12 protein-coding genes are annotated in these 14,705 nt (G+C 66.9%); 3 read left to right on the top strand and 9 right to left on the bottom strand.

Going from position 1 to position 14,705, the window contains the following annotated elements; translation table 11 throughout:
- Positions 1–14 precede the first annotated feature (14 nt).
- The 5 genes from AC1DUN_RS10935 to AC1DUN_RS10915 all read right to left on the bottom strand — a co-directional run bounded on the left by AC1DUN_RS10935 (position 15) and on the right by AC1DUN_RS10915 (position 6,522).
- A complete protein-coding gene (locus tag AC1DUN_RS10935; protein ID WP_477713958.1) occupies positions 15–1,076 on the bottom strand; it encodes a WD40/YVTN/BNR-like repeat-containing protein in 1,062 nt (353 codons plus the stop codon).
- The gene (locus tag AC1DUN_RS10930) at positions 1,076–2,434 is read right to left on the bottom strand and encodes a DUF1329 domain-containing protein (RefSeq protein ID WP_477713957.1); all 1,359 of its coding nucleotides are present in this window, start codon (positions 2,432–2,434) and stop codon (positions 1,076–1,078) included. The genes AC1DUN_RS10935 and AC1DUN_RS10930 overlap by 1 nt, the downstream gene beginning before the upstream one ends.
- Positions 2,435–2,457: 23 nt before the next feature.
- Entirely contained in the window at positions 2,458–4,137 is a 1,680-nt protein-coding gene (locus AC1DUN_RS10925; RefSeq protein ID WP_477713956.1) for a DUF1302 domain-containing protein, read from the bottom strand.
- Between the two features lie 83 nt (positions 4,138–4,220).
- A complete protein-coding gene (locus AC1DUN_RS10920) occupies positions 4,221–4,988 on the bottom strand; it encodes a coniferyl-alcohol dehydrogenase (RefSeq protein ID WP_477714095.1) in 768 nt (255 codons plus the stop codon).
- Positions 4,989–5,067: 79 nt separating this feature from the next.
- Positions 5,068–6,522: a benzaldehyde dehydrogenase gene (locus AC1DUN_RS10915; RefSeq protein ID WP_477713955.1), complete on the bottom strand. Its 1,455-nt coding sequence runs from the start codon at positions 6,520–6,522 to the stop codon at positions 5,068–5,070.
- A gap of 259 nt (positions 6,523–6,781) precedes the next feature.
- On the opposite strand from AC1DUN_RS10915, the gene AC1DUN_RS10910 reads away from it, so the two are divergent.
- Positions 6,782–8,584 (top strand): sigma 54-interacting transcriptional regulator, encoded by a 1,803-nt coding sequence (locus AC1DUN_RS10910; protein WP_477713954.1) that lies wholly within the window; start codon positions 6,782–6,784, stop codon positions 8,582–8,584.
- A 9-nt stretch (positions 8,585–8,593) separates the two neighbouring features.
- Here AC1DUN_RS10910 and AC1DUN_RS10905 read toward each other — a convergent pair whose 3' ends face one another.
- From AC1DUN_RS10905 to AC1DUN_RS10890, 4 genes are read right to left on the bottom strand one after another with little or no spacing between them, the layout of a single operon-like run.
- A complete protein-coding gene (locus AC1DUN_RS10905; protein WP_477713953.1) occupies positions 8,594–9,220 on the bottom strand; it encodes an ATP-binding cassette domain-containing protein in 627 nt (208 codons plus the stop codon).
- Positions 9,221–9,226: 6 nt separating this feature from the next.
- Positions 9,227–9,973, bottom strand: coding sequence for an ABC transporter ATP-binding protein (locus AC1DUN_RS10900; RefSeq protein WP_477713952.1), 747 nt, complete (start codon positions 9,971–9,973; stop codon positions 9,227–9,229).
- On the bottom strand, positions 9,970–10,713 hold the full coding sequence (locus tag AC1DUN_RS10895) for an ABC transporter ATP-binding protein (RefSeq protein WP_477713951.1): 744 nt from the start codon (positions 10,711–10,713) through the stop codon (positions 9,970–9,972). The genes AC1DUN_RS10900 and AC1DUN_RS10895 overlap by 4 nt, the downstream gene beginning before the upstream one ends.
- Positions 10,710–11,723 (bottom strand): branched-chain amino acid ABC transporter permease, encoded by a 1,014-nt coding sequence (locus tag AC1DUN_RS10890; protein WP_477713950.1) that lies wholly within the window; start codon positions 11,721–11,723, stop codon positions 10,710–10,712. The genes AC1DUN_RS10895 and AC1DUN_RS10890 overlap by 4 nt, the downstream gene beginning before the upstream one ends.
- Positions 11,724–11,894: 171 nt before the next feature.
- Between AC1DUN_RS10890 and AC1DUN_RS10885 the strand changes: the two genes are divergently transcribed.
- Positions 11,895–12,776 (top strand): MurR/RpiR family transcriptional regulator, encoded by an 882-nt coding sequence (locus AC1DUN_RS10885; protein ID WP_477713949.1) that lies wholly within the window; start codon positions 11,895–11,897, stop codon positions 12,774–12,776.
- A complete protein-coding gene (locus AC1DUN_RS10880) occupies positions 12,773–14,704 on the top strand; it encodes a bifunctional 5-dehydro-2-deoxygluconokinase/5-dehydro-2-deoxyphosphogluconate aldolase (protein WP_477713948.1) in 1,932 nt (643 codons plus the stop codon). Before AC1DUN_RS10885 ends, AC1DUN_RS10880 begins: the two co-directional genes overlap by 4 nt.
- Position 14,705: the final 1 nt, after the last annotated feature.

The raw sequence follows: 14,705 nt of genomic DNA, 5'->3' as shown, positions 1-14,705 counted from the left end.
GTGGCTGTCTTTTTTCAATGGGCAGGCAGTTGCACGCGCCGCATGCCGCGCAGGCTGGCCAGCACCAGGGCGCCATCGGCGGCCAGCGCGGCGCCGGAGACCGGCACGGCTTCGCGCGCCGGGATTCGCTTGAGGGCGGGCCCGTTCTCGGCGCCCAGCAAGGCATCACCGGCCTGGCTCAGCAGCACAAAGCCGCCGTCCGGCAAAGCCAGGCCGGCGCCGACGGCCATGGGCACACCGGTGTCCAGCTTGTCCCAGTGCTGCCCCTCATCGATGGAGCGCCAGGCCGTGCCGCGCAGGCCGTAGGCCACCAGTGCGCCGCCGCGTGTTTGCAGCAGGCCGAAAAAACTGCCCTTGTAGGGCGAGGTAAGCGCGCTGAAGCTGGCGCCGCCGTCGCTGGAGCGCAGCAGCAGGCCCTGCTCGCCGGCAACCACCAGCGTGCGTCCGCGGGCGCGCACGCCGTAGAGGTGCAGGCTTTTCGGATTCGGCAGCCGCGGCCCCAGCGCCGTCCAGCTCTTGCCGCCGTCCGTGGTGGCGAACATCAGGTTGTAGGCGCCGACGGCAAAGCCGCGCTGCGCGTCCATGAATTCCAGGTCAAAAAACGGTTTGTCCGCACCTTCTTCCACCAGGCGCTGGGCCTGCGCGATGGCGGCGTCGTCGCCCGTGCGCTGCGCGGCCTGCTTCGCGAGTTCCGCCGCCTGCACGCCGTCAAGCTGCTTGTGCCAAGTGGCGCCGGCGTCGTCGCTGCGCAGGATGACGCCCAGGTGGCCGGCGGCCCAGCCGGTGCGCGCGTCGGCAAAACACACGGCCGTCAGGCTGGCCTGCACCGGCACCTGTGCCTGCCGCCAGCTCGCGCCGTGGTCGTCCGACAGCAGCACCGTGCCGCGCTCGCCGACGGCCACCAGCCGGTCGCCGGCCCGCGCCACGGCCAGCGTGGCCGCGCCCAGTGCCTTGGGGGTGATCAGGGCGGCTTGCGACAGCACGGCCGGCACGCTGGCCGCCCATGCGGGAAGCATCGCCGCAGCGCCGCCCAGCAGGCCCGCCAGGGCGGCCTGCCGGCGCGTGACTGCGGCCATCAGCGCGCGCCTTCGCTGGAGAGGGACTCGGCGCTGAAGAAGGAGCGCGGAATCGGCGGCTGTACCTCGTACTGCTTGGGCAACTCGTTGGAGGCCATGTTCAGGTAGTAGGCGCCGGTCTGCATGTCATAGCCGCCCCACAGCACGACATTGCTCACCGCAGGGATGTCCGGCGCCGTCAGCATCAGCGCGTAGTTGGTGCGCCAGAGCTGGCCCTTGGCGTCCCAGCCGTCGAACAGCGCGATCTGCCACGAATCCTCGTCGATGTAGTACTTGCGCTTGGGCACCACGTGGCGCTTGCCGGCCGCCAGCGTGGCCTCGACTTCCCAGACGCGGTGCAGCTCCCAGCGCACCTGCGCGGGGTTCAGCGTGTTGGGCGTCACCAGGTCCTCGATCTTCGCGGAGGCGGCGCGGTTGTTGTTGTAGGGGATGTAGATTTCCTTCTTGCCCACCAGCTTGAGCTCGTGCTTGTCGATGGGTCCGAACAGCGTGAAGGCTTCGTCGAACAGGCCTATACCGGAGGTCACCGAGTCGGGTGTGTCGTAGGCCACCGAAGGCGCCTTGCGCACGCGGCGCTGGCCCACCAGGTACTGCCACAGGCCGCGCGGCGCGGCTTCCGACACGCCGTCGAGCGCCAGGATGGCCTCGCCCGCCTTGGAGCCTGGCGCGTTGACCACCAGCTTGCCGTACTGGTAGTAGCCGTCGAACTTCTCGGCGCTGCCGTCCTTGTCGTAAAAGGCCTGGCGTATGGTCTGTGTGCCGCCGGAGGCCATGGTGCGCTTGCCGTCGGAGGTCACCACCCACACGCGCATGGGCATGGCGAAGTTGCCGCCGCGCCAGGCCGTGCGCTGGTTCCACATGGCTTCATAGCCGTCCTTGGGGATGGGGAAGGGCGTGCCGCCGAAAGCGCCTTCCATGCCGTAGCCGCCTTCAATCGTCTTGGCCCGGGTGGCGTTCTTGAAGGTGTTGTCGTACACAAACTGCGGCGCGGCCGCGGTGCGGTGCGTGGGGTAGACGTCGATGCGGAAGTCGGGGTACTTCTTCATCAGCGCCTGTACGCCCTCGGTCAGCTTGTCGGCATGCTGTGCCATGTTCTTGGCGTTGATCGACAGGAGGGGTTTTTCGCTGGGGTAGAGGTCGGGCCGCGCATCGCCGTTCTTGTAGCCTGGCGTGGCCTTGGTCAGGCCCCCTTCCCAGGGCGGGATGCTGCCGTCCTTGTTGCCGGCTTTTTCGGCGCCCATGGGAGTCAGGGTGGATTTGAGTTTGGCGGCTTCTTCGGCGGTGACGGCGGCCTGGGCGGACATGGCGCCGGCCAGCAGGGCTGCCATGAGCAAGGAGTGTTTTGCGGTCTGCTTCATGATGTTTGTCTCTGGAATGGTTTTTAGAAAGTACGGGAAGCGGTGAAGGAAACGTAGTTGCGGTCTTTCAGGCTCTGGCCGTAAGACAGCATGCGGGTGGGCGTGCTCGGGTCGGTCACGGTCAAGGTGTTTTCCTTGCCGAAGAAGGCCGTGTAGTTCAGCGCGAAGTTCCAGACGTTCTGGTATTTGCCTTTGATGCCTATGCTCACATCGCCCGCCTTGCTGGCGCCACCGGCGAAGTTGATGACGGCGGAGGAGCGGCCGCCGAAGTTGTAGCCCAGGCCCAGCGGGATAGACAGGTCCAGGCCGGGCAGCACCTGGAAGTACTGGGGCTCAAAAATCATGCGGAAAGCCGTGGCGTCGCGCGTGGCATTCGGGTCCAGCCCGCCGAAGCCGACGGCACTGGGGTTCTTTGTCACGCTCAGCAGCCGGTTCCAGGCCAGCTCCGCCACCAGGGCGCCGCCGTCCCACAGGCTGGACTTGTTGAGCACATAAATGCCCGACAGGTTGATGTGCGCCGTCCTGCCGGTCGCATAGCAGGGGTTGGCGGGCGAGCCGTCGCAGTTGGCCGGCGGCATGAAGGGCGCACCGCCCAGCACGGCCGGGTCGCTGGCCAGCGGCGCGTTGCTGCGCAGCGAGCCTTCGAGTGCCCAGTTGAGCTGGCCTATGGACGAGGTGACGCTGGCGCCCACGGTCTTGATGCCCTTGGCATAGACGTTGTGCACATTGCCGTTGATCAGGTCGAACACCGGCACGGCCGGGGTCTTGTCGTTGTAGCGCGCCGCGTACAGGCCGAACTCATAGTTGCTGCCGGCCGGTGCCCAGCGCAGCTGTGCGCCGAACTGGCCGCTGTCGCCCGGCTTCTGGTCACGGCTGGTGTCGGTGGGCAGCACCGGCCCGCCCAGGTAGACGCGGCCGCCGCCGATGTAGTCCTGGTTGGAGAAATAGCTGCCGACCCCGGGGATCTTGCTGGGCCGCCACTTGAGCTGGTAGTAGCCGCCCAGCGTCAGGCCTTCGGCCACCTGCAGCGTGCCCGAGATCTGCTCCACCGGCAGCAGCACTTCCTTGAACTGCCAGTTGGGCACCGAGACGATTTTGGCGATGTCCACCGGGCCCTGCGCGTTGGCGATACCGTTCTGGCCGAAGAACACACTCTCGCCGTACTGCAGCGCATGTTTGCCCACGCGTATCGAGGCCGGCATGCTGCCGATGGAGCCCTTGCCCCAGACAAAGGCGTCGAGGAATTCGTCGCCGCGGCCGTGCTGGTCCCGGGTCGCGGGCACGAACTGGTTCACGGGCTGGCCCGCGAAGTTGCTGACGCCGGCCGTGCCGTCGTTGGCATTGGCGCGCAGGTACTGCGAGTCGTACCAGGCCGAGTGGCTGATGCGCAGGCCCCAGTTGCTGCGGCTGTAGTCGAACTCGGTGAGCAGGTCGGCGCGGTTGGAGATCAGGCCCTTCTTGAAGTTGAGGTCGCCGTCGTTCTCGTTGGTCACGCCGCCGTCGCCGCGGGCCGCCGGCGAGGTCAGCAGCGCCGACGGATCCTTGAGCCGCCAGGCCAGGCTGTACTTGGGCGTGAAGTCCAGCCGTATCTTGGTGTCCGGGTCGCTTGAGTCCAGCTCGAAGGCATGGGCCGGCAGCGCGCAGGCCAGGCCGCAGGTCAGGGCCAGCGTGCTGAGCCTGAAGGGGGTGAATCGCTTCGTCATGATTTTTGTCTCCTCGTTATGTGTGTTGGTTGTCGTGGTGTCGTGGGTGTGGTGGTGGTCGGTTGCCTGCGGGCGTATCGGTGTCAGATGTAGGTAGAGGCCAGGCCGCCGTCGACGGGGATGTTGGCGCCGCTGACCCAGCGCGCGGCGTCGCCGCACAGCCAGGCCACCACCGGCGCGATCTCGTCGGCAAAGCCGGGGCGCAGCATGCGGTGGGCATCGGCCTGGACGCGCTCCTGGCCCAGCATGGCCACGAAGTCGCCCAGGATGGGCGTGAACACCGGGCCGGGTGCCACGCAGTTCATGCGCACGCCTTTGCCCAGGAACCACTCCTGCGACTGCACGGCGTTCCAGACGATCAGTGCTTCCTTGAAGTACTGGTAGCAGGTCGTTTGCGGCACCGGGTGGGCGCGCAGCCAGGCGGCGCCGGCTTCAAAGCCCTTGGCGGCGGCCAGCTCCTTGTGCAGGGCCAGGCGCTGCGGCCATTCGACCCCGAGGATGGAAGCCACGTTAACGATGCTGCCGCCGCGCGGCATGCGCGCCAGCACTTTTTCCGTCAGGTGCCGCAGGCCCAGGTAGTTCACGCGGGCCACCAGCTCGCCGTCTGCCGTGCCCGGCACGCCGGCGATGTTGCACAGCGCATCGACCTGGGCCGGCAGCTGGGCCACGGCGGCGTCTATGGCCTCGGCCGTGCCGAGGTCGGCCTTGACAAAGCCGTCCAGCGTCAGGCTGGGGTCGTTGCGGTCCATGCCGATGACACGGGCGCCCTGAAGGCGCGCCAGCCTGGCGGTCTCGGCGCCTATGCCCGACGAGGTGCCGGTGATGACGATGGTTTTGCCTTGCAGGCTCATAAGGCTCATAAGGCCTCCGGGATGTGGGGATTCATGAAGCTCTCCTTGAAGTGGTGAAGTCGTGGGCTGAAGGTCCGGTTCAGAACGGGAACATGGGCGCGGTGTCCTTGATGGTCATCCACTGCCACTGCGTGTATTCCTCCCAGTCGGCCGGGCCGCCCACGCTGGTGCCGTTGCCCGCGATGCCGGGGCCGCCGAAGGGATTGACGCAGTCGTCGTTCACGGTCTGGTCGTTGATGTGGACCATGCCGGCCTTGAGCTGCTGGCCCACCGCCATGGCGCGTCCCACGGAGCGCGAAATCACCGCGCAGGCCAGGCTGCCGGTGTTGTTGTTGGCCAGCGCCACCGCTTCTTCGTCGCTGCCGAAGCTGACGATGTTGGCCACCGGGCCAAAGGTCTCCTCGTCGAACACGCGCATGCCGGGCCTGACGCCGGACAGCACCGTCGGCTTGTAGAAGAGGCCGTCGTGGGTGCCGCCGGCTTCGAGCTTCGCGCCGGCCTTGATGCTGTCCTGCACGATGGCATGCACGCGGTCGCGCTGGCGCGCGTCGATCAGCGGCCCCAGCGCGACCAGGCCGGTGGCGCCGTCGCCGACCGGCAGGTGCGTGGCCTTGGCGACCAGGCGCTGCAGCAAGGGCGCGGCGATGCTTTCATGCACCAGGATGCGGTTGGCGGCCATGCAGATCTGGCCCTGGTGCAGGTAGGCGGCCCAGGCGGCGTTGCTCGCGGCGATGTCCAGGTCGGCGTCGTCCAGGATGATCAGCGAGTTCGCGCCGCCCAGCTCCAGCGACACCTTCTTGAGGTGCTTGCCCGCGAGTTCGCCTATGCGCCTGCCCACGGCGGGCGAGCCGGTGAAGGCGATCATGGGCACCAGCGGGTCGGTCACCAAAGCCTCGCCGGCTTCGGCGTCGCCGGGCAGGACCTGCAGCAAGTCCTTGGGCAGGCCGGCCTCCGCAAAAATGCGCGCGATCATCAGGCCGCCGGTCACCGGCGTGCGGGTGTCGGGCTTGATCACCACGGCATTGCCTGCGGCCAGCGCCGGCGCCACGGCGCGCAGCGTCAGGATCAGCGGGAAGTTGAACGGCGAGATCACGCCCACCACGCCGTGCGGCACGCGGCGGGCAATGCTGGTGCGCCCCGGCACGCTGGGCAGCACATGGCCCTGGGGTTGCAGCGGCATGGCGGCGGCCAGGTGGCAAATCGTGATGGCCTCGCGGATCTCATGCTGGCCCTTGGGCAGGATGCCGCCGGTTTCGCGTGTCGCATACAGCGCGAGCTCGTCGAAGTGCTGCTGGAACAGCGCGCCGGCGCGGCGAAAGACCTCGGCCTTCTCGCGCGGGGGCAGGGCGGCCCAGGGCTTTTGCGCGGCCGCCGCGGCCCGCGTGGCCGCGGCCACATCCGCCGCGTTGGCGATGCCCACGGTGCACATCACCTTGCCGGTCGCGGGCTCGACCACGTCGCGTTTGCCGCCGCCCAGCGGCGCGCTCGCCAGCGCGGAAAAATCCAGAAATGCCTTCGCGTCGGATACACCCATTTGCTTTTGTCCTCACGGTTGTTTGATCAGCTCGCCACATCGGCGCGTCGTGCTGCTGTATCGCAATGCATGTACCAACGGCGCGTGCCGGGGCCCGCTTGCGGCGTTGCGGCAAGCGGTTTTTCACTGGGAAAACCGGGACATACCCTAGGTCCGATTGCTGCGGCGCAGCACATGGAAAGCCCTGAGGGAACTTTTGATCAAATAGTTATAAAGTAAAACTACTTTTCACCATTTGATCAATCCAAGGACAAACGCCATGGGTGTCTCAGACCGCATTTCCCTGGCCGAAGTGGCCCGGGCCACCGGCGTCGCGCTGGGCAGCTTCGACAGCGCGTCGGTGGCCAAGGCCCTGGGCGGTTTTGCCAGCACCCACATAGGCGGCGATACGCATCCGACCATCGCCGACATCAGCGAATGCCTGTTCTTTTCGCCGGGCGACGGGCGCATCTGGCTGCAGGACCAGCGCATGGTGCTGCTGCATACCGAGGCGCTGGGTTCCATGCGCCGTGAGATGGTCGACAGCCTGGGCATTGAAAAGGCGCGCGGCCTGTTCACCCGCGCCGGTTATGTCAGCGGCGCCCGCGACGCGCAGCTCGTGCGCAAGCACTGGCCCGATGCCGACCCGCCGGCGGCCGCCATGGCCGGCACGCGCCTGCATGCGCTCGAGGGCGTGGTGAAGGTGGAGCTGGTCAGCGTGACCTACGATCCTGACACCAGCGGCTATGAGGGCGAATTCATCTGGCACAACTCCAGCGAGGACGACGAGCACATCGCCGCCTACGGCATAGGCGGCTCGCCGGCCTGCTGGATGCAGGTGGGTTACGCCACGGGTTATGTCAGCACGCTGTTCGGCCGGCTCATCGTGTTCCGCGAAACCATGTGCCGCTCCATGGGCCATGCGCAATGCCGGGTGGTCGGCAAGTCCGCCGACAAGTGGGACAACATCGAGGAAGACATGCGCTACCTGAACGCCAGGGAGTTTGTCGACACCGCGGCCTACGCGCGCAGCGAAAGCGGCCCGGCCGACCTGGCGCCCAGCGAGGCGCCGGCCGGCGACGCCATGGTCGGGGCCTCATCGGCCTTTAACGCGGCCTGCCATCAGCTCAGCCGCGTGGCGCGCACCTCGGCCACCGTGCTGTTCACGGGCGAGTCCGGCGTCGGCAAGGAAAAATTCGCCAGCATGTTGCACAGGATCAGCCCGCGCAAGGACCAGCCTTTTGTCGCGGTGAACTGCGCGGCCATCCCTGAGACGCTGATCGAGTCCGAGCTCTTCGGCGTGGAGCGCGGCGCCTACACCGGCGCCAGCCATTCGCGGCCGGGCCGCTTTGAGCGCGCCAGCGGCGGCACCCTGTTCCTCGATGAAATCGGCATGCTGAGTTTTGTCGCCCAGGGCAAGCTGCTGCGCGCCTTGCAGGAGGGCGAGGTCGAGCGCGTGGGCGGCACGCGCGGCATCGCGGTGGATGTACGTGTGGTGGCCGCCACCAATGAGGATTTGCGCCAGGCCGTGCGCGATGGGCGCTTTCGCGAGGACCTGTTCTTCCGGCTCAATGTGTTTCCCATCCACCTGCCGCCGCTGCGCGAGCGGCGCGACGACATTCCGCTGCTGATGAACCATTTCCTGAACCACTACCGGCGCAAGCACGGCTGCAACACCGGCGGCTTCACCCAGGCCTCGGTGCGCACCCTGCTGAACTACGACTTTCCCGGCAACATCCGCGAACTGCAGAACCTGATTGAGCGCGCCGTGATCATGGCCGATGCCGACGGCCTGATCGACGTGCACCATTTGTTCACCGGCGGCGAAACCCTGAGCGCAGAGGTCATGACCTTGAGGCTGCAGGGTAGCTCGGGCACCCTGAACTTCGAGGGCGCGCCGGCCTGCGCCCATCCCGTGCTGACGGCCGCCGGCGCTTCGCCGCAATCCCTGGAACAAACCGAGCGCGACACGCTGGAACGCGCGATCTCCGCCTGCCAGGGCAACCTCTCGGCGGCGGCGCGGCGGCTGGGCACCACGCGCGCCAAGCTGGCCTACCGGGCCAGAAAACACAGCCTGATCTGAGAACAGGTTCTAGGCCAGCGCCGGCGCCAGCGCTCCCAGGTAGGCCCTGACCTTCTCATCGCGCGCCAGCGTGTCGAAGTCAGGCGCCTCGCTGACCGCGCCTTTTTGCACAAAGATGAAACGCTCGCAGCATTGCCGCAGGATGTCCACGTGGTAGGGCTCGTTGGGGTGCAGGCATAAAAACACCAGCCGGCCCTTGGCCTTGAGCCTGGCGAAGAAGTCCAGCATGAAGCCGATGTAGCCGTCCTGGGTGTTGAACTGCGGCTCGTCAAACAAATGCACCAGCGGCGAGTCGCTTTGCGCATGCGCCAGCATGAAGTCGGGCCTGGTTTTCTGGAAGGAGCGCACCTGGTAGGACTGGTGGTAGTGAATGGCCAGCCGGTCGCGCTCGCGTGTGCGCACCTGGTGGATGTCCTGGCCGTTCACCAGCACGCGGCCCGCGCTGGGCAGGTTGCTGCCGGTGATGAGTTCGAACAGCGTGGTCTTGCCCGAGCCGTTGGGGCCCATGACACCGACCACGCAGGGCTTGTCAACTTCAAAGTCGGCGTTCAGTGAAAACGTGGTGGTCTTGCGGAACACGCCGCGCTGGTATTGCTTGGCGACGTTCTCGACGCGTAACAGTGGATGGCTGCTCATGCTGGCTCAGACTCCCAAAAGCTGCCGGCACAAGGCGGCGTTGTTGCGCAATTCGGCCGCGGGGCCCTGGTGGACGATCACACCCTGGTTCATCACATAGGCGCGGTCGGCCACCGCCAGCGCGCTTTGCACGTTCTGCTCGACCACCAGCACCGCGATGCCTTCGGCCTTGAGCCGGCTGATGGTCTTCATCACGTCCTGCACCACCTTGGGCGCCAGGCCCTGGCTGGGCTCGTCGAACAACACCAGGCCGGGCGAGCCCAGCAGCGCGCGCGAGATCGCCACCATCTGCATCTCGCCGCCCGAGAGGTTTTCGCACTCGCGGTGCATCAGGTATTCGAGCGCGCTGAAGATTTCAAAACACTCTTTCTCGTTCCACTTGCGAAAGCGCGTAGCCTTGCGCGCGATGGCCAGGTTGCGCGCCACCGTGAGCGTCGGGAAGATGCGGCGGTCGTCGGGCACCCAGCCTAGGCCGGCCTTGGCGATCTCGTGCGTGGGCATACGCGTGATGTCGCGCGCATCAAACGCGATGCTGCCCTTGCGCGGCGGTGTCAGGCCCAGTACCGAGCGCAGCAGCGTGGTCTTGCCCGCGCCGTTGGGGCCCAGCAGTGCCACCACTTCGCCCGCGCCGACTTTGAGCGACACGTCGAACAGCACCTGCGTTTCGCCGTAGAAGGTGTCTATGCGCTCCACGGCCAGCATGTCCTGCTGCTGCGCAACGGTGTGGATGGCGGGTTGGAGGACGGCGCTCATGCCAGCGCCCCCAGGTTGGAGCGGCGCACCCATTCGTTCTCGCGCAATTGGTCGGGCGTGCCCTGGCTGATGACCTGGCCCCAGTGGATGACCGAGATCTGGTCGGCGAGCTTGAAGAGGAAGTTCATGTCGTGTTCGATGATCACAATGGTCAGCTGGCGCTTGAGTTCTTTCACCAGCTCCATCAGGCGCGCCGTGCCTTCGGCGCCCAGGCCGGCGGTGGGTTCGTCCAGGAACAGCATGCGCGGCTCGGCCGCCAGCGCGACGCCAATTTCCAGCGCGCGCCGCTCGCCGTAAGACAGGCTGCTGGCCAGTGTGCGCTCCTTGCCCTTGAGGCCCACGCGCTCAAGAATGGCGGCAGCCAGCTGCTGCGCCGTGTCGTCGGCGCCCAGGTCGCGCCAGGGGTTAAAGCCTTGCCTGCGCACATGCGGCGTGGCCACCAGCACGTTGTCCAGCGCGGTATAGCTGTCGAACAAATTCATGATCTGGAAGGAGCGCGACACGCCTTTGCGCGCGATCTCGCGCGGCGAGAGGCCCGTGATGTCCTCGCCCGCAAAGGTCACGCGGCCGCGGTCGGGCTTGTAGCGGCCCGTCAGAACATTGAAGCAGGTGGTCTTGCCCGCGCCGTTGGGCCCCATGATGCCGTTCAGCTGGCCTTCTTCAAAGCTCAGCGTGATGTCTTGCAGCACCACCTGGGCGCCGAAACGTTTGGACAGGCCGCTAGCCTCAAAGAGCTTCACAGCGCACCCCCGGCCGGTGCGGTCTTGGCGGCGATCGCGCGCCGCGGCCTGGCCTTCCAGGCCTGCCATGCGCCGGCAATGCCTTCGGGCTTGAACAGCACCATGGCCATAAAGACCAGGCCGTACCAGAGCAGCCAGGTCTCGGTGTAGGCGCCCAGCAGGTCGCGCGCCAGGATAAAGAAGGTCGCGCCTATGACAGGGCCCCAGAAGCTCACGAGGCCGCCGCCTATCAGCACCATCATCACCACAAAACCCGAGTTGTGCAGGCTCATGACGTTGGGGTAGGCCGACTGCTGCGCCATGGCGAACAGCGCGCCGGCCAAGCCCGCCACTGCGGTGGAGATCGTGAAGGCCAGCCATTTATAGAGCCAGACGTTGTAGCCCACAAAGGCCGCGCGCGTTTCGTTCTGCTTGATGGCGCTGAAGATGCGGCCCAGCGGCGAATGGATCAGCCGCCACAGGCCCAGCAGCGCCCCCGCGAACAGCGCCAGGCAAAAGAAGAAGAGGGCGTTGTTGCCCGTCAGGTTGAAAGACACAAAGCCGAAGTCGGCCGGCAGGCGCTTGATGTTGAGCAGCCCGTCCTCGCCGCCGGTGACGGTATGCCATTTGTTGGCGACAAACCAGAACACCTGGCCGAAGGCGATGGTGAGCAGCGCGTAATAAATGCCGCGCCGGTGCGAGATGAACAGCGCCACCAGCGCGCCCAGCGCCGCCGTGACCAGCACTGCGCCGGCCAGGTCGAACCAAAGGTTGGGCCAGACCCTGAGCTGCAGCAGGCCGAAGGCGTAAGCGCCCGCGCCGAAAAAAGCGCCGTGCCCGAAAGAGGGCAGGCCGGTGAAGCCCAGCAGCAGGTTGTAGCCCAGCGCGAACAGCACCCAGATCATGATTTCCAGGGCCAGGTACTGGTAGAGCCCGACGCGGCCCACCCACAGCGGCGTGGACAGCAGCACCAGCAGCGTGGCAAGCATGGGCAAGGGAATCAGCGGCGCGCGGCCGGAAGCGAGTTGCATGGGAGCCTTGTCTCTCTGGGTTTTCTTGGGGGAAGGAAAAAGCGGTCGAAAAAAAGACGCTGGACAAAACAGAATATAAATTCTATTATTTAAATAAGCAAGAACATTTATTCTAAATTGACGCGATGCAAGCCAACCAGGCCCATCGCATTTCCCAGGCGGCAAGAACCCATGGACTCTGCAACGAACTACGAAGAACTCAAGGCGCTGATAGGCCGGACCTACCCGGACATGTCCAAGCAGCTGCAGCGCATCGCGCGCTTCGCGCTGGAGCAGCCCAACGAGCTGGCCCTGGGCACGGTAGCCACGGTGGCCGAAGCCACCGAGGTCCAGCCCTCGGCCATGATCCGCTTCGCCAATGCGCTGGGCTACGGCGGCTTTTCCGAAATGCAGCAGGTGTTTCGCGGCCACCTGCTGGAGCGCTCCGACAGCTACCGCGAGCGCATAGACCAGCTGCGCCGCAAGCAGCTCAATGGCGAGCGCGCGCCGGCTGGCGTGCTGCACCAGCTGGTGGGCGAGTCGGTGGCCGAACTGGGCCACCTGGAAGAAAGCATTGCCCAGGCCGACCTGAAGGCCGCCGTCAAACTCATGGCCTCGGCGCCGCGCATCCATGTGCTGGCGCAGCGCCGCGCTTTCCCGGTGGCGGGCTACCTCGCCTATGCGCTGAGCCAGCTCGAGCTGCGCACCCATTTGCTGGACGGCACCGGCGGCATGCTGCGCGAAAGCCTGCGCTCCATCGCGCCCGGCGACGTGCTGATCGCCGCGAGCTTTCGCAACTATTCGCCCGAGGTGATCGCCGCTACGGCGGAAGCGGCCAGGCTGGGCGCCTCGGTGATCGCCATCACCGACGGCCCGCTCTCGCCGCTCAAGGCGCATGCCCAGGTCTGCCTGGAGCTGGCCGACGATTCGTCCAAGCCCTTTCGCTCGCTGGTCGCGCCGCTGTGCCTGGCGCAGGCGCTGGTGGTCAGCACTGGCCACCAGCTGGCCGAACAGGGCGCGCCCAAAACCAAGGGCAAACCGGCCGCCAAGCCGGCGCGCAAGAGGGCCGCATGAACCGCCCGCTGGACCTGATCTGCGTGGGCCGCGCCGCCGTCGACCTGTACGGCGAGCAGATAGGCGGCCGCCTCGAAGACATGCAGAGCTTCAGCAAATACCTGGGCGGCTCGCCGGCCAACACCGCCGTGGGCGTGGCGCGCCTGGGCCTCAAGCCCGCCATGCTGACCCGCGTGGGCGACGAGCACAACGGCCGTTTTGTGCGCGAAACCCTGGCGGCCGAGGGCGTGGACGTCAGCCATGTGACCACCGACCCCAAGCGCCTGACCGCGCTGGTGTTCCTGGGCATACAGGACCGCGACACCTTCCCGCTGGTTTTTTACCGCGACAACTGCGCCGACATGGCGATCAGCCCCGAGGACTTCGACGCGGCCTTTATCGCCTCGGCCAAGGCGCTGCTGATTTCGGGCACGCACCTGTCGCAGCCGCTTACCTATGAAAGCTGCACCCGCGCCATGGCGCTGGCCAAGGCCGCCGGCACACGTGTGGTGCTGGACATCGACTACCGCCCCGTGCTCTGGGGCCTGACCAGCCCCGGCATGGGTGAGCAGCGCTTTGTGCCTTCGGGCGAGGTCAGCGCGCACCTGCAGACCGTCATCGGCCATTGCGACCTGGTGGTCGGCACCGAGGAGGAAATCCATATCGCCGGCGGCAGCACCGACACGCTCACCGCCCTGCGCCGCCTGCGTGAATTGACGGCCGGCACGCTGGTCGTCAAGCGCGGCCCCATGGGCTGCGTGGTGTTCGACGGCGCGATTCCCGATTCGCTCGAAAAGGGTTTGCAGGGCCCCGGCTTTCCGGTCGACGTCTACAACGTGCTGGGCGCGGGCGATGCCTTTATGTCGGGCTTTCTGCGCGGCTGGATACCGGGCGAGCCGCTGGCTCGCTGCTGCGCCTATGCCAATGCCTGCGGCGCGCTGGTGGTCTCGCGCCACGGCTGCGCGCCGGCCATGGCGAGCTGGGAAGAACTGCAGTTTTTTCTGGCGCACGGCTCCACCACGCGCCGCCTGCGTGAAGACGCGCGGCTCGAGCATTTGCACCGCGCCAGCACGCGCACGCGGCGCTGGGAAGAGCTGGTCATCCTGGCCTTTGACCACCGCATGCAGCTGGAAGAGCTGGCTGCGCGCCACGGCGCGGGCATGGAGCGCATTCCCTTGTTTAAATCCCTGATCGCCGAGGGCGCGCGACGCGGCGCGGGCCGGCGCGCTGGGGTTGGCGTGATTGTCGACGGACGTTTCGGCGAAGGCGTGCTTCCTGCGGTGACCGGCAAAGGCTGGTGGGTGGCGCGGCCCGTCGAGCTGCCGGGCTCGCGCCCGCTGCGGTTTGAAGCCGGCGCCGGCCTGGGCGCGGCCATGCGGACCTGGCCCGGCGAGCATGTCGCCAAATGCCTGGTGAGCTACCACCCGCAAGACCCCGCGGCCTTGCGCGAGAGCCAGCTGGCCAGCCTGGCCGACCTGCAGCGCGCCAGCGTGGACAGTTTTCACGAATTCCTGATCGAGGTCATCCCGCCCAAGGACATGGCGGCCGACGAGGACACGGTGCCGCTGGCGCTCGCGCAGATTTACCAGGCCGGCATTTTTCCCGACTGGTGGAAGCTGCCGCCCGCCGTGAGCGCGGCCGGCTGGGAAAAGATCGCGGCCGTGCTGAGGCAGCACGACCCGCATTGCCGCGGCGTGCTGGTGCTGGGCCTGGAAGCCAGCGAGGAAAAACTGGACCAGAGCTTTCGCATCGCGGCGCCGCATGCGATTTGCCGCGGCTTCGCGGTCGGGCGCTCCATCTTTGCCGATGCCGCGAACGGCTGGTTTGCCGGCGCCATGGATGACGCGGCGGTGGTCCAGGACATTGCCGAGCGTTATGCGCGGCTGATCGCGCTCTGGGACCAGGCGCGCACAGGCAAGCAGGCTCGCGAGTTTGAGCCCGTGAACTGAA

The sequence above is a fragment of the Polaromonas sp. P4_F6 genome, from assembly GCF_056401275.1.
Note: the sequence above shows the minus strand (reverse complement) of the source record. Positions and strands in the feature narration are given on the sequence as shown.

Bases quoted from the DNA above. Each gene is read 5' to 3' on its own strand.
- AC1DUN_RS10935 (WP_477713958.1), bottom strand. From the start codon at position 1,076: ATGGCCGCAGTCACGCGCCGGCAGGCCGCCCTGGCGGGCCTGCTGGGC.
- AC1DUN_RS10930 (WP_477713957.1), bottom strand. From the start codon at position 2,434: ATGAAGCAGACCGCAAAACACTCCTTGCTCATGGCAGCCCTGCTGGCC.
- AC1DUN_RS10925 (WP_477713956.1), bottom strand. From the start codon at position 4,137: ATGACGAAGCGATTCACCCCCTTCAGGCTCAGCACGCTGGCCCTGACC.
- AC1DUN_RS10920 (WP_477714095.1), bottom strand. From the start codon at position 4,988: ATGAGCCTGCAAGGCAAAACCATCGTCATCACCGGCACCTCGTCGGGC.
- AC1DUN_RS10915 (WP_477713955.1), bottom strand. From the start codon at position 6,522: ATGGGTGTATCCGACGCGAAGGCATTTCTGGATTTTTCCGCGCTGGCG.
- AC1DUN_RS10910 (WP_477713954.1), top strand. From the start codon at position 6,782: ATGGGTGTCTCAGACCGCATTTCCCTGGCCGAAGTGGCCCGGGCCACC.
- AC1DUN_RS10905 (WP_477713953.1), bottom strand. From the start codon at position 9,220: ATGAGCAGCCATCCACTGTTACGCGTCGAGAACGTCGCCAAGCAATAC.
- AC1DUN_RS10900 (WP_477713952.1), bottom strand. From the start codon at position 9,973: ATGAGCGCCGTCCTCCAACCCGCCATCCACACCGTTGCGCAGCAGCAG.
- AC1DUN_RS10890 (WP_477713950.1), bottom strand. From the start codon at position 11,723: ATGCAACTCGCTTCCGGCCGCGCGCCGCTGATTCCCTTGCCCATGCTT.
- AC1DUN_RS10885 (WP_477713949.1), top strand. From the start codon at position 11,895: ATGGACTCTGCAACGAACTACGAAGAACTCAAGGCGCTGATAGGCCGG.
- AC1DUN_RS10880 (WP_477713948.1), top strand. From the start codon at position 12,773: ATGAACCGCCCGCTGGACCTGATCTGCGTGGGCCGCGCCGCCGTCGAC.